The 12,835-nt window shown below is 73.0% G+C and carries 12 protein-coding genes and 3 tRNA genes; 2 read left to right on the forward strand and 13 right to left on the reverse strand.

The window, feature by feature from the left end; genetic code table 11:
- Positions 1-131 precede the first annotated feature (131 nt).
- The 5 genes from ACFYUY_RS13140 to ACFYUY_RS13160 form a co-directional block, all read right to left on the reverse strand.
- A complete protein-coding gene (locus ACFYUY_RS13140) occupies positions 132-950 on the reverse strand; it encodes a class E sortase (RefSeq protein WP_387900502.1) in 819 nt (272 codons plus the stop codon).
- A gap of 37 nt (positions 951-987) precedes the next feature.
- On the reverse strand, positions 988-2,127 hold the full coding sequence (locus ACFYUY_RS13145; RefSeq protein WP_360212900.1) for a class E sortase: 1,140 nt from the start codon (positions 2,125-2,127) through the stop codon (positions 988-990).
- Positions 2,128-2,132: 5 nt separating this feature from the next.
- Entirely contained in the window at positions 2,133-2,798 is a 666-nt protein-coding gene (locus ACFYUY_RS13150; RefSeq protein WP_360212898.1) for an aminodeoxychorismate/anthranilate synthase component II, read from the reverse strand.
- Positions 2,799-2,861: 63 nt separating this feature from the next.
- The gene (locus ACFYUY_RS13155) at positions 2,862-3,041 is read right to left on the reverse strand and encodes a hypothetical protein (RefSeq protein WP_280673909.1); all 180 of its coding nucleotides are present in this window, start codon (positions 3,039-3,041) and stop codon (positions 2,862-2,864) included.
- 70 nt (positions 3,042-3,111) lie between these two features.
- Positions 3,112-3,876, reverse strand: coding sequence for a DUF881 domain-containing protein (locus ACFYUY_RS13160; protein ID WP_360212896.1), 765 nt, complete (start codon positions 3,874-3,876; stop codon positions 3,112-3,114).
- A gap of 172 nt (positions 3,877-4,048) precedes the next feature.
- On the opposite strand from ACFYUY_RS13160, the gene crgA reads away from it, so the two are divergent.
- Positions 4,049-4,300 carry a cell division protein CrgA gene (gene crgA, locus ACFYUY_RS13165; RefSeq protein ID WP_360212894.1) on the forward strand — a complete coding sequence of 84 codons (252 nt, stop codon included), beginning with the start codon at positions 4,049-4,051 and terminating at the stop codon, positions 4,298-4,300.
- Positions 4,301-4,639: 339 nt separating this feature from the next.
- On the opposite strand, the gene ACFYUY_RS13170 is transcribed toward crgA, so the two are convergent.
- On the reverse strand, positions 4,640-5,518 hold the full coding sequence (locus ACFYUY_RS13170; protein WP_360212892.1) for a rhomboid family intramembrane serine protease: 879 nt from the start codon (positions 5,516-5,518) through the stop codon (positions 4,640-4,642).
- A 194-nt stretch (positions 5,519-5,712) separates the two neighbouring features.
- Between ACFYUY_RS13170 and ACFYUY_RS13175 the strand changes: the two genes are divergently transcribed.
- Positions 5,713-6,519, forward strand: coding sequence for a DUF5324 family protein (locus ACFYUY_RS13175; protein WP_387900505.1), 807 nt, complete (start codon positions 5,713-5,715; stop codon positions 6,517-6,519).
- Between the two features lie 106 nt (positions 6,520-6,625).
- On the opposite strand, the gene ACFYUY_RS13180 is transcribed toward ACFYUY_RS13175, so the two are convergent.
- The 7 genes from ACFYUY_RS13180 to gyrA all read right to left on the reverse strand — a co-directional run bounded on the left by ACFYUY_RS13180 (position 6,626) and on the right by gyrA (position 12,711).
- Positions 6,626-6,698 (reverse strand) — tRNA-Ala (locus ACFYUY_RS13180).
- A gap of 211 nt (positions 6,699-6,909) precedes the next feature.
- A complete protein-coding gene (locus ACFYUY_RS13185) occupies positions 6,910-7,038 on the reverse strand; it encodes a DLW-39 family protein (protein ID WP_014137031.1) in 129 nt (42 codons plus the stop codon).
- A gap of 298 nt (positions 7,039-7,336) precedes the next feature.
- Positions 7,337-7,410: transfer RNA gene (locus ACFYUY_RS13190), tRNA-Ile, on the reverse strand.
- Positions 7,411-7,536: 126 nt separating this feature from the next.
- Positions 7,537-7,613: transfer RNA gene (locus tag ACFYUY_RS13195), tRNA-Ile, on the reverse strand.
- 16 nt (positions 7,614-7,629) lie between these two features.
- Entirely contained in the window at positions 7,630-9,027 is a 1,398-nt protein-coding gene (locus ACFYUY_RS13200; protein ID WP_360212888.1) for a cyclopropane-fatty-acyl-phospholipid synthase family protein, read from the reverse strand.
- A gap of 261 nt (positions 9,028-9,288) precedes the next feature.
- Complete coding sequence (locus tag ACFYUY_RS13205) at positions 9,289-9,948, reverse strand: DUF3566 domain-containing protein (RefSeq protein WP_360212886.1); 660 nt, start codon at positions 9,946-9,948, stop codon at positions 9,289-9,291.
- Positions 9,949-10,173: 225 nt separating this feature from the next.
- Entirely contained in the window at positions 10,174-12,711 is a 2,538-nt protein-coding gene (gene gyrA, locus ACFYUY_RS13210; RefSeq protein WP_387900758.1) for a DNA gyrase subunit A, read from the reverse strand.
- Between the last annotated feature and the right edge of the window lie 124 nt (positions 12,712-12,835).

Raw genomic sequence — 12,835 nt, forward strand, 5'->3', positions numbered from 1 at the left:
CCTGGTTCCCGTTCCTCTGAGGCCTGGTTGTCCCGAGCAGTACGCCGAGGGCCCGTCGCGATCACCGCGACGGGCCCTCGGGCGTTCCGGGCACCGGCCCCGGGCGGGCCGCCGGGCCCGCCGACCGGCCGTCAGGAGTGGCGCAGCTCCGGCGGCGGCGTCCGCTTGGCGTCCACGTCGTCCACCCGCACCAGGCTCCCCCACACCGCCATCCGGTAGCGCGAGGTGTACACCGGCGTGCAGGTGGTCAGCGTGATGTACCGGCCGGGCCCGGTGTAACCGGAGCCGACCGGGACGGGCGCGACGATGCCGGTGTCGTACTTGGAGGTCTCCGGCAGGGTGTTGTCGACCTTGTAGACGTACCACTTGTCCCTGGTCTCCACGACGACCGCGTCGCCCCTGTGGACGGCGTCCAGGTCGTGGAACTTGGCGCCGTGGCCGTCCCGGTGGGCGGCCAGCGCGAAGTTGCCGCTCGGGTCCCAGGGCATCGCGGCGCGGTAGGGCTGCTCGTACACCCCGGCCACGCCCTCGGCCAGGACGTCGCCGCCGGTGCCCATCCTGATCAGCACCTGGTAGTCCCGGCCCATCGCCGGGACGTGCAGGAAGCCGAGCGCGTCGCCGGCCGCGTACGACGCGGCGGGCGCGGCGCCGGGCGCCGGCGTCGCACCGGGCGACGCCGTCGCGGGGGCGGCGGTCGGGCCCGCGGCCCAGGCGCCGCGCAGCCGGTCGGCGGCCGCGGCCGCGGTGCGGTCGGCCTCCACGTTGGTCCACCACAGCGAGTAGGCCACGAACAGGCCCAGCACCAGCCCCAGGGTGATCAGCAGCTCGCCGAAGACGCCGAGCGCGGCCAGTGCCCGGCCCGGGCCGCGCCGGGCCGGCTCCGGGCCCTCCCCGGGCGGCGGGAAGGCCTCCTGCACCGGCTCGGCCGACTGCGCCGTCTCGTCCGTCATCTGCGCTGCTCCCCATCCGTGCCGGGCGGGCGGGCGACTACCCGCCGATCGCGGCCGGCTTGCCCTGACTGCGCGGCCGTTCCTCGGTCATCTTGCCAAAGACGATGAGGCGGAACTTCGAGGTGAACTCCGGGGTGCAGGTGGTCAGCGTGATGTACCGGCCGGGGCCCGCGTACCCGGCGCCGTTGGGCACCGGCTTGATCACGCTCACGTTGCTCGGGGAGGTCTCCGGGATGCCGCCGGTGATCTCGTAGGTGTAGTACGAGGTGGCGGTCTCCACCACGACCTTGTCGCCCTTGGCGAGCTGGTTGATGTACCGGAACGGCTCGCCGTGGGTGTTGCGGTGCGCGGCCAGCGCGAAGTTGCCCGACTTGTCGGCCGGCATGCCGGTGCCCGTGTAGTGGCCGACCAGGCCCTTGTCGAGCACCGCCGACTTGGAGGTGCCCTCGGCGATCGGGAACTTCAGGCCCAGCTTGGGCAGGTAGATGATGGCGAAGCCCTTGCCGGGCTCGAACACCTCCGGCTTGGCCGGGTCCGGGGCCGGCTGGCCGGGAGCCGGCGCCTGCGCGGCGTCGAACTGCTGCTCCAGCTGGTTGCGGGCGCCGCTGGCGGCCGCGTCGGCCTGCACGTTGGTCCACCACAGCTGGTAGGAGACGAACAGCAGCATCACGACGCCGAGCGTGATGCACAGCTCGCCCACCATGCGCGCGGCCACCACGGCCTTGGACTCCTTGGGGCGCGCCCGCCCGGCCGCGCGGCCGTTCGCCCGGCGCCGCCCGTTGCCGGAGCGCACCGAGGTGCGGCCCTGCGCGGCCCGCCGGCGCTCGGCCCGGCCGCCGGTCGGCGGGGCGGGCTCGGCGGCCGGCCCGGCCTCGAAGGCCGGCAGCCGCAGCTGGAGGGTCTGGTCGGGCAGCCACGGGTACTCCGGGCCGGACGCCCCGGGCTGCGCGGCCTGCTCGTAGACGCCCCAGGCGTCCTCGGGAGCGCCCGGGCCCTGCCGGTACGGCTCCTGACGGTGCGGCTCGGCGCCGGCGCCGCCCCCGTACGACCCGTCCCCGTACGGGGCACCGCCGAACTGGGCACCGCCGTACTGCTGCTGCACCTCGCCGTACTGCTGCGCCCCGTCGTACGGGCCCGCCTCCGGCTGGTAACGCCCCTCCGGACGCAGCGTGGTCACGCCGCTCAGCCCCGGCCGATCACCGGGGCGAGCCCGGCCGACCGGTCCACGGCCTGCGGGTGGCCGCACTCGGCCAGCCAGTTCGCGAGCATCCGGTGCCCGCCCTCGGTGAGCACCGACTCGGGGTGGAACTGCACGCCCTCGACGGGCAGTTCACGGTGGCGGAGGCCCATGATCACACCGCTCCCGGTGCGCGCGGTGACGGCCAGCAGGTCGTCCGGCACGGTGTCCGGGTCGACCGCCAGCGAGTGGTAGCGGGTGGCGGTCAGCGGCGAGGGCAGTCCGGCGAACACTCCGCCGTCCTCGTGCTCGACCAGCGAGGTCTTGCCGTGCAGCAGCTCCGGCGCCCGGCCGACCACCGCGCCGTACGCCACCGCGATCGACTGCAGGCCCAGGCAGACGCCGAAGACCGGCAGCCCGATCCCCGCGCAGTGGTGCACCATCTCGATGCAGACCCCGGCCTCCTCGGGCGCGCCCGGGCCGGGGGAGAGCAGCACCCCGTCGAAGCCCTCGTCACCGGACCGGCGGACGGCGTGCCCGACGGTCACCTCGTCGTTGCGCACCACCTCGCAGGTGGCGCCGAGCTGGTACAGGTACTGGACCAGGTTGAAGACGAAACTGTCGTAGTTGTCGACGACCAGGATGCGGGGCGGGGTCGGCTGGGTGGTCATTCTCGCGTGGTCTCCGTGGGATGCGGGGCGGGGTCGACTGGGTGGAGGGGCCGGGCCGTCGGTTCAGCCGGCCGCGGCACCGTCGCCGCCGTCCACTGTGACGTCACCGAAGGGGAGCAACGGTTCCGCCCACGGGAAGACGTAGGTGAAGAGGAGGTAGACGATCCCGACGACGAGGAGCAGCGAGATGACGGCCCGGACCAGGGTGTTCCCCGGGAGATGACGCCAGATCCAGCCGTACATGGTGCTCCCTCGACGTAGCGGACTGGGGTCAAGAGTAGACCCGGGATCAACGGCCGGGAGGCCGGTCCCGTCACTGCTGTCCGCCGGCCGATCGCAGCTCGGTGGTGCCGGTGTAGCCGGGAAGGGTCAGGTCGCCGCTCTCCTGGACCTTCCAGCCGAGCCCGTACGCCTGGACGTACTGCAGGTAGTTGCGGATCGTCGGGTCGGTGTCCACGGCCGCCCGCAGCGCGTCGGTCCGGCCCACCGCCCGGACCACGTAGGGCGGCGAGTAGACCCGGCCCTGGAGCAGCAGGGTGTTGCCGACGCAGCGGACGGCGCTGGTGGCGACCAGCCGCTGGTCCATCACCTGGACGCCCTCGGCGCCGCCCCGCCACAGCGCGTTGACCACCGCCTGGATGTCCTGCTGGTGGATGACCAGGTCGTTGACGCCGGGCTCCGGGACGTTCGGGATCCGCGCGGTGGCGTTCGGCGGGGCGTCGTTGAGGGTGACGGTCAGGCCGCCGCCCTGCAGCGGCTCCAGGGCCGCGCCGAGCCGCAGGCCGTCCATCCGGGCGGCGTCGGCGGGGTTGCGGCCCTGCTGGCCGGTGAGCTCCTGGGCGCGGGCCTGGAGGTCGCTGAGCTGGGCCTGGGCCTGCTGGTTCTGCGCGCTGCGCTGGCGTATCACGTCGCCGAGGCTGAGCAGCGAGTTGTCGGTCCGCAGGTCGGTGCCGCGGGCGGTCTGCGCGCTGATGTAGAAGAGCAGTCCGGCGAGCGCGAAGACGGCGCAGGTCAGGGCACGTCCGACAATTCGGGTGCGGGAGCGGCGGGTGGCGGTCGGCCGAGGGGGAATCGACAAATTAGGCACCGTACCCTTATCTCCTTAAGACCCGCCGAGCCACTACGCTAACGGACGCCGGTGGCGACTGCGGGAACGGTCCCCGTAGCGTTCCCCACAGCCCACCACCGCCGACTCGAACCCCCGCTGCACCTCTGCGCGGTCTCACAGCGCATCGACAGGAGAGCTCCTCGTGCCGAAGTCTCGACTCCGCAAGAAGTCCGACTACACCCCGCCGACCACGGCCGCCGCGGTGAAGATCAGTTCGGGCCGTAGTTGGGTCGCGCCGCTGATGCTGGCACTGTTCCTGATCGGCCTGGTGTGGATCGTCACCTACTACGTGACCAGCGGCAGCTACCCGATCGAGAGCTGGCGGAACTGGAACATCCTGGTGGGCTTCGGGTTCATCGCCGCGGGGTTCGGCGTCTCCACCCAGTGGAAATGACCTCCCGCTCGTCCTGAGGCCCGCACCGGGCCTCCCCTCCCGCCGCTCCGGACCGCGTGACCCGGGGCGGCGGTCAGGCGTGTCCGGGCCCGGACGCCCATCCGATGCGCTATCCCGACAATCGGGTTGTCGCGCTTATCCACATGGTTATCCACAGTGGGGAAAAGTCTCCCCAGCCTGTGGATAACCAGGTGTCCGCGGACTGTCCACAGCTGTGCACAACTCCCCCGGTCCGGGGGAACCGCACAGCAGGACACGCGTAGAACAGCAGTTCACCACGGGGGCGCGGAACAGCCTGTGCACAACCCCGCACCCGCTGTGGACAACCCCCCGGCGGCGTCACGCGCCGTAGCGGGCCATCCCGATCATCACCATCGCCGCCACCACGGCCACCGCCCCCAGCACGGTCAGCGCCTGGAGCGGGCCGCGCCGCTCGCGCGGCGCGTACATCAGCCCGGCCGCCGTCAGGCCGCCCACGAAGAGGCCGCCGAGGTGCGCCCGCCAGTCGATCACGTCCGACCGGGCGAAGGTGATCACCAGGTTGAACACCAGGAAGGCCACCACCCAGGCCAGCGGTCCCCGGTCGCGCAGCCGCATCACCACCGTGGCGCCGATCAGGCCGAAGATCGCGCCGGAGGCGCCCACCGTCCGCAGGCCGTCGCCCGACACCAGGAAGGCCAGGGCGCTGCCGCCGAGTCCGGAGAGCAGGTAGAGGGCCAGGAAGCGCAGCCGGCCGAGCGCCTCCTCCAGCTCGGGGCCGAGCCGGAGCAGCACCAGCATGTTCAGGCCGACGTGCCACCACTGGAGGTGCAGGAAGGCGGCGGTCAGCAGGCGGTACCACTGGTCCGGGCCGGCGGCCACGCCCTCCGGCCCGCCGGCGACGCCCCGCCCGACGCTGTACAGCTCCCAGACCTGCCCGAGCCGCGGCGCGAGGACGTAGGCGGCCAGGACGAAGACCACCGCGTTGATCCCGACCAGCACCCTGGTGACCAGTGCGTCGCCCGCGCCCGGGGCCCCGCCGAACCGGGTGGTCGCCCGGCGCGCCCCCCGGTGCCCGTCCCCGACGCACCCGGGGCACTGGAAGCCCACCGCGGCGGGCACCATGCACTCCGGGCAGATCGGCCGGTCGCAGCGGGTGCAGCGGACGCCGGTGGCCGTCCCCGGGTGCCGGTAGCAGCAGCCCGTCGCGGCCTCCGGTGTCCGATCGTCCGGGAGCATCGGCGTTCCCCTTCCCGTGCGCTACCAGCGAGGCCGTCAGCCTACTGCCGGGGCTTCGCGCCCCGGGCGCCCCGAGGGCCGGTACCCGGGCCCCGCAGACGGCCCACTCCGGAGTGCCGGTGGACAAATCAGGATGCATGATCAGCATTCAGGTGGATATGTGCGTAAAGGACGCCACCCAGGAGGAGAGACTCGTGACCTTTTCGGACTCGGCTCGTGAGACGGCCACCAAGACCCGGGACACCGCCGCGCAGTTCGCGGACGGCGCGAGGCAACGCCTGGGCCCCGCCATGGACGCCCTCGGGCCGAAGGCCGCCCAGGCCGCCCAGGGCCTCCGCGTCCAGTACGACCGGCACCTCGCGCCGCAGTTCGGTCACCTCTTCGCCAGCCTGCCGCCGGAGGCCCAGAAGAGCACCCTGAAGGCCCTCCACCGGGCCCAGGAGGCCGCTCTGGCGGCCCGGCTGTCCGCCGCCCACGCCGCCGACCAGGCCCGCTCCACGGTCGGCCCCAGGGTCGCCCAGGCCGTCGAGGACGCCCGGGCCGTCGTCGTCCCGGTCGCCCAGGAGGCGCAGACCCGCGGCGCCGCCGCCTTCACCGCCCTGCAGGGCAACGTCACCTCGGCCGAGATCAGCGACCTCGCCGCCCGCAACGCCCGGCGCCGGCACCGCAACCGCTGCGCCACCGGGCTCGCCGTGGCCGGCGCGGTGGCGGTCGGCAGCGGCGTTCTGGTGTGGCAGTGGTGGCGCCGGCACAGCAACCCGGAGTGGCTGGTGGAGCCCCCGACCGGGGCGGCCGGCCGGCCGGCCGGCGCCCACGCGGCGGGCGGCGCGGGCCCGGCCGGGGTCACCGCCGCGGACGCCGCGAACGGCCCGGCGGTCACCCCGCCGGCCGCCGGCAACGGCAACGGCAACGGCACCGGGGACGCCGAACCCGGCCCGCCGCCCGGCCGGCCCGCCGAGGACGACCGCCCCAAGCCGCACGACCCGCGCAAGCACCCCTGACCGCCGCAACGGCCCCGCCCGACCGGCGGGGCCCGCCGGAACGCAGATCGGCCGCTGACCCGGATTCAGGTCAGCGGCCGATCTGCGTCACGACTGCGTGGAACTGTGGAGCATAGGAGACTCGAACTCCTGACATCTGCCTTGCAAAGGCAGCGCTCTACCAACTGAGCTAATGCCCCTCGTCAGGCACCGCGGGTGCCGACGGGCACTAGCGTACCGGGTTCCGGCGCGTTTCCCAGCGCCGTCCCCCCGGGCCGACCGGACCGGCCGCCGAGGCGGTGTCCGGGCGGTGCCTGGGGCGCGGCCGATCCGGTCGGGTGACCGGGCCGGCCGGCCCGGGAGGCGCGGTCGTGCGCCTCCGGAGATCGTCGATCGTCAGATCGTCCGGGCTCAGCGACCGGCCGGAACCGGGTCGGTGGCCTCGGTCCACAGGTCCTGCTCGGCGCGGTCCGCCTGGACCTGACGGTAGACAAAGAAGCCGCCGAGGGCGACCAGGGCGACCAGGAGAAGCTTCTTCACCGCGGGACCTCGTCCTTCTTGCGTTGGCGGACTCAGGAGCCGGTGCTCCGGCCGGAGTGACCGGGCCGACGAGTCCAGATGTGTTTCGAGCGCAAACGGGCTGTCGGGTGCCGGACCGCCCTTGCGGCCGATGATACACACCGGTGTCCCAATCGTGACCAGCCACCGCTGCGGCCAACCCGGGGGTCCGGGCCGAGGATTGACGCCGCACCTCCTGTCGTACCGGTCGGGCCGCCCGGACCGGGCCGGGGAAACGCCGAGGGGCCCGGAGTGCTGCACTCCGGGCCCCTCGTGGAGGTGGGCCTAACAGGACTTGAACCTGTGGCCTCTTCCTTATCAGGGAAGCGCTCTAACCGTCTGAGCTATAGGCCCCTGCCACGCGGCAAAGGTTACCGGAACAACCGGCCGGCGGTGACATCCGGTCGAACCCCCGGCTCCGGCCGGCGTCCGCGCGGAACGCCGAAGGGCCCGGAGCACATGGCTCCGGGCCCTTCGCGGTGGTGGGCCTAACAGGACTTGAACCTGTGGCCTCTTCCTTATCAGGGAAGCGCTCTAACCGTCTGAGCTATAGGCCCTTGCCGCACTGAAAGATTAGCGGACCGATGGCCGATCCCCCAAATCCGGGTCGGCGGGGGCCGCCGCGCGGACTCCCCCGACCAGCGGCGACGCCCCGACGGCCGGGCGGCCCAGCAGCCACTCCCCGCGGGTCGGCGGGAGTCCGGCCGCGCCCGCGTCGGTGCTGCGGACGGCGAGGACCTGGTTGACCCCGATCCGGTTCTGCTCGAAGGCGAGCGCGCTGGCGGCCATGTACAGCCGCCAGACCCGGGCCCGGCCGCGGCCGACCAGTCCGACCGCCTCCGTCCAGCGGGCCTCCAGGTTGGCCACCCACTCGCGCAGGGTCAGCCCGTAGTGCTCGCGCAGCGACTCGACGTCCCGGACCTCGAAGCCGGCCTCCTCCAGCCGGGCCACGGTGGAACCGACCGGGGAGAGCTCGCCGTCGGGGAAGACGTAGCGGTCGATGAAGGGACTGGGGCGGTAGGGCTCGCCGGGGTGGTCGGGGCGGCGGGCGATCTGGTGGTTGAGCAGCCGGCCGCCGGGCACCAGCAGCCGGTACAGGCCCTCGGCGTAGGCCCGGTACTGCACGGAGCCGACGTGCTCGGCCATCCCGATGCTGGAGATCGCGTCGAAGGGGCGGTCGGGGACCTCCCGGTAGTCCTGGAGCCGGACCTCCACCCGGTCGGCCAGACCGGCCTCCTCGACCCGGTGGCGGGCCAGCGCGACCTGTTCCCGGGAGATGGAGACGCCGACGGCGGTGACGCCGTAGTGCCGGGCCGCGTGCAGCAGCAGCGAGCCCCAGCCGCAGCCCACGTCCAGCAGGCGCATGCCGGGGCGCAGGCCGAGCTTGCGGCAGACCAGGTCGAGCTTGGCCTCCTGGGCGGCCTCCAGGCTCTTCGCCTCCGGCGTCCAGTAGGCGCACGAGTAGACCATCGAGGGGCCCAGCACGAGCCCGTAGAAGTCGTTGCCGACGTCGTAGTGGTGGCTGATGGCCGCGCGGTCCCTGCCCCGGCTGTGCAGCCGTCCGCGGGCCCGGCGGACCTCCTCCGGCGGCGGCGTCGGCTCCGGGCCGAGCGCCCCGGCCCGCAGCACGGCCGTCAGGGCGCGCCGGCCCGGCTCGCCGAGCACCTCGCCCGGGCCGAGCCGCAGCGTGCGGATCTCCGGGAGCTCGCCGAACCGGCCGACGGCCGAGAGCACCTCGTAGAGGTCGGAGTCGGGGGCGACCTCCAGGTCCCCCGCGACGTAGGCCCGGGCCAGGCCCAGCTCGCCCGGCTGCCAGAGCAGCCGGCGCAGCGCCCGGCGGTTGCGCAGGACCACGGTGGGGGCTCCCGGCGGCCCGGCCGCGCTGCCGTCCCAGACCTGCAGCCGCAGCGGTGCCGGCACCCCCAGCAGCCCCTCCACGGCCCCGACCAGTCGATCTGCGAGCTTCGCCACGTGCGCCTCCGTCCAGCCGTCCTGCGGAACGTCCTCCGGCCCGGTCGGGCGGACCGGGGGGCGGCCTGCGGCACTCCCAGACCTGGACCGGGCGGCGTCCAGCTAAACCCACCGCGGCCGGCCCGTTTCCGGGCGGCACGCCGCGGGCGGCCGGCTGTCACCCGAAATGCCGACGGGCCCCACAGGCTGGAACAGCCTGCGGGGCCCGGTCATTCCGTCCGTGGACGGCGGGCTGAGCCCGGATCAGGAACCGACCCGGGGTCAGTCCTCCTCGGCCAGCGTCAGCTCGATGCCGCCGGTGAAGCCGGCCGCCGCGTTGTAGATGAACGCCGAGAGCGTGGACAGCGCGGTCAGCAGCACGACGTCGACCACGGCGATCAGCGCGGTGAAGGTCATCACCTTGCCGAAGCCCACGTAGTCCATCAGGTTCAGGCCGCCGGTGCTGTCCGAGCCGGTGACGTCCTTCAGGGTCTTGGTCAGCGAGTCGAAGACGCCGAGCGAGTCGAGCGTCATCCACAGCACCGCCGCGGCCACGATGATGATGATCCCGACCGCCAGCGACAGCAGGAAGCTGACCTTCATCACGGACCACGGGTCGGCCTTCGTCACCCGCAGCCGGGCCTTGCGGGTCCGGCCGAGGCCGGGACCGGCGGCCGCGGGGGCCGCGGCCGGACGGCGCGCGGCGCCCGGGACGGGCGTGCCGCCGGGCGGGGTGGTGCCGCCGGTCCGGGTGCCCCGGGCCGGGGTCGGCTGCCCCTTGGCGTAGGTGGTCGGCTGCGAGAAGCCGCCCGAGCCGGGCGCCGGTGCGCTCGGCGGCGGGGGCGTCTGACCGCCGTAGGTCGCGCCGCCCTGGCCCGCTCCGCCCACCGGTGGCATCAGCGAGGTGGACGCGGCCGAGTGCTCGGCCGGCGGCTGGGGCACGCCGTACCCACCCCCGCCCTGCGCGCCCGGACGGCCGCCGGAGGGTCCTCCCGCAGCACCCGTGGCTCCACTCACCTGGTCCTCCCGCACTTCCCACCAGGGCGGCGGCACCGCCCTGCTTCGTCACTCGTCATCCAGCGCCCGGCGGGATTGCCCGGAACTGGTCGGCGACCGGAGCCGCCGCGTCCTCTCTCTGGACGCGACGGCGCCGGTCCGCGGTTCGGTTCAGGCCTCGGCGTCGCCGCCGGCCACCGTCTCCGTACCCTCGGCCGTCTCGGTGGACGCGGTGTCCGCGACCTCGTCCTCCGCCGTCTCCTCGTCCTCGGCCTCCGCGTTGCGGGCCATGCCCACGACCGCGTCGCGCTTTCCGAGGTTGATCAGTTGGACGCCCATGGTGTCACGTCCGGTTTCACGAACTTCGGAAACCCTGGTGCGGATCACCCCACCCGACAGGGTGATCGCCATGATCTCGTCGGTGTCGTCGACCACGAGCGCCCCGACCAGCGAGCCCCGGCCCTCGACGATCTTCGCCGCCTTGGTGCCGTAGCCGCCGCGTCCCTGGACACGGTACTCGTCCACGCCGGTGCGCTTGGCGTACCCGCCGTCGGTCGCGGTGAAGACGTACGTCCCCGGCCGGACGACGTTCATCGAGAGCATCTCGTCGTCCTCGCGGAAGGCCATGCCCTTGACGCCGGAGGTGGCACGGCCGGTGGGCCGGAGGGCGTCGTCGGTCGCGGTGAAGCGGATCGACTGGGCCTTCTTGGAGACCAGCAGCAGGTCGTCCTCGGAGGAGACCAGCTCGGCGCCGATCAGCTCGTCGTCCCGGCCCTCGTCGTCCTGGCGCAGGTTGATCGCGATCAGGCCGCCGGAGCGCGGGGAGTCGTAGTCCTTCAGCGGGGACTTCTTCACCAGGCCGGCCCGGGTGGCGAGGACCAGGTACGGCTTGTCCTCGTACGTCCGGACGGCCATCACCTGGGCGATGTGCTCCTCCGGCTGGAAGGCCAGCAGGTTGGCGACGTGCTGGCCGCGGGCGTCGCGCCCGGCGTCCGGCAGCTCGTAGCCCTTGGCCCGGTAGACCCGGCCCTTGTTGGTGAAGAACAGGATCCAGTTGTGGGTCGTCGTCACGAAGAAGTGGTCGACGATGTCGTCCTGCTTCAGCTGGGCACCGCGCACGCCCTTGCCGCCGCGCTTCTGCGAGCGGTAGAGGTCGGAGCGGGTCCGCTTGACGTAGCCGCCGCGGGTGATCGTGACGACGATGTCCTCCTCGGCGATGAGGTCCTCGATGGAGAGGTCGCCGTCGGAGGGGATGAGGGTGGAGCGCCGCTCGTCGCCGTACTTCTCGACGATCGCGGTGAGCTCCTCGGAGATGATCTCCCGCTGGCGGGTCGGCGAGGCCAGGATCGCGTTGTACTCGTCGATCTTGCGCTGCAGCTCGTCGTGCTCGTCGGTGATCCGCTGGCGCTCCAGGGCGGCCAGGCGGCGCAGCTGCATCTCCAGGATGGCGTTGGCCTGGAGCTCGTCGATCCCCAGCAGGCCCATCAGGCCGGTGCGGGCGGCGTCGGCGCTCGCCGAGGCCCGGATCAGCGCGATGACCTCGTCGATCACGTCCAGGGCGCGCAGCAGGGCGCGCAGGATGTGGGCGCGCTCCTCCGCCTTGCGCAGGCGGAAGGTGGTGCGCCGGACGATGACCTCGACCTGGTGGTTGACCCAGTGCCGGATGAAGGCGTCCAGCGCCAGCGTGCGCGGCACGCCGTCGACCAGGGCCAGCATGTTGGCGCCGAAGTTGGTCTGCAGCTCGGTGTGCTTGTACAGGTTGTTCAGCACGACCTTGGCGACGGCGTCGCGCTTGAGCACGACCACCAGGCGGGTGCCGGTGCGGGACGAGGACTCGTCGCGGACGTCGGCGATGCCGGCGATCTTGCCGTCCTTGACCAGGTCGGCGATCTTCAGCGCGAGGTTGTCCGGGTTGACCTGGTAGGGCAGCTCGGTGATGACCAGGCACTGGCGGCCCTGGATCTCCTCGACCTCGACCACGGCGCGCATGGTGACCGAACCGCGGCCGGTGCGGCAGTAGTCGTCGATCCCGCGGCGGCCGACGATCAGCGCGCCGGTGGGGAAGTCGGGGCCCTTGATCCGCTCGATCAGCGCCTCGAGCAGCTCCTCGTTGGAGGCGTCCGGGTGCTCCAGCGCCCAGAGCGCGCCGGAGGCGACCTCGCGCAGGTTGTGCGGCGGGATGTTGGTGGCCATGCCGACCGCGATGCCGGTGGCACCGTTGACCAGCAGGTTGGGGATGCGCGCGGGCAGGACGGTGGGCTCCTGCGAGCGGCCGTCGTAGTTGGCGGCGAAGTCGACGGTCTCCTCGTCGATGTCGCGCATCATCTCCATGGCCAGCGGCATCATCTTGCACTCGGTGTAGCGCATGGCCGCGGCCGGGTCGTTGCCCGGGGAGCCGAAGTTGCCGTTGCCGTCGACCAGCGGCATCCGCAGCGACCACGGCTGGGCCAGCCGGACCACGGTGTCGTAGATCGAGGTGTCGCCGTGCGGGTGGTAGTTGCCCATCACGTCGCCGACGACGCGGGCGCACTTGTAGTAGCCCTTCTCGGGGCGGTACCCGCCGTCGTACATCGCGTAGAGCACGCGTCGGTGCACCGGCTTGAGGCCGTCGCGGACCTCGGGGAGCGCCCGGCTGACGATCACGCTCATCGCGTAGTCGAGGTAGGACCGCTGCATCTCGGTCTCGAGCTCGACCGGCTCGATGCGCATCGTCGTCTGGGCGGTGGCCTCGGCGGCCTGGGGGGTCTCGGGCTGTTCGCCGTCGGGACGGTTGTCGTCGACCACTGGTGGTCAGTTTCCTTTCACGCGGACTGGTACGTGCTCGCTGCCGGGT

Origin of the sequence: Kitasatospora sp. NPDC004745 (genome assembly GCF_042873275.1) — a bacterium.
GTDB lineage: Bacteria > Actinomycetota > Actinomycetes > Streptomycetales > Streptomycetaceae > Kitasatospora.

Bases quoted from the DNA above. Each gene is read 5' to 3' on its own strand.
- ACFYUY_RS13140 (WP_387900502.1), bottom strand. From the start codon at position 950: ATGACGGACGAGACGGCGCAGTCGGCCGAGCCGGTGCAGGAGGCCTTC.
- ACFYUY_RS13150 (WP_360212898.1), bottom strand. From the start codon at position 2,798: ATGACCACCCAGCCGACCCCGCCCCGCATCCTGGTCGTCGACAACTAC.
- ACFYUY_RS13155 (WP_280673909.1), bottom strand. From the start codon at position 3,041: ATGTACGGCTGGATCTGGCGTCATCTCCCGGGGAACACCCTGGTCCGG.
- ACFYUY_RS13170 (WP_360212892.1), bottom strand. From the start codon at position 5,518: ATGCTCCCGGACGATCGGACACCGGAGGCCGCGACGGGCTGCTGCTAC.
- gyrA (WP_387900758.1), bottom strand. From the start codon at position 12,711: ATGCGCATCGAGCCGGTCGAGCTCGAGACCGAGATGCAGCGGTCCTAC.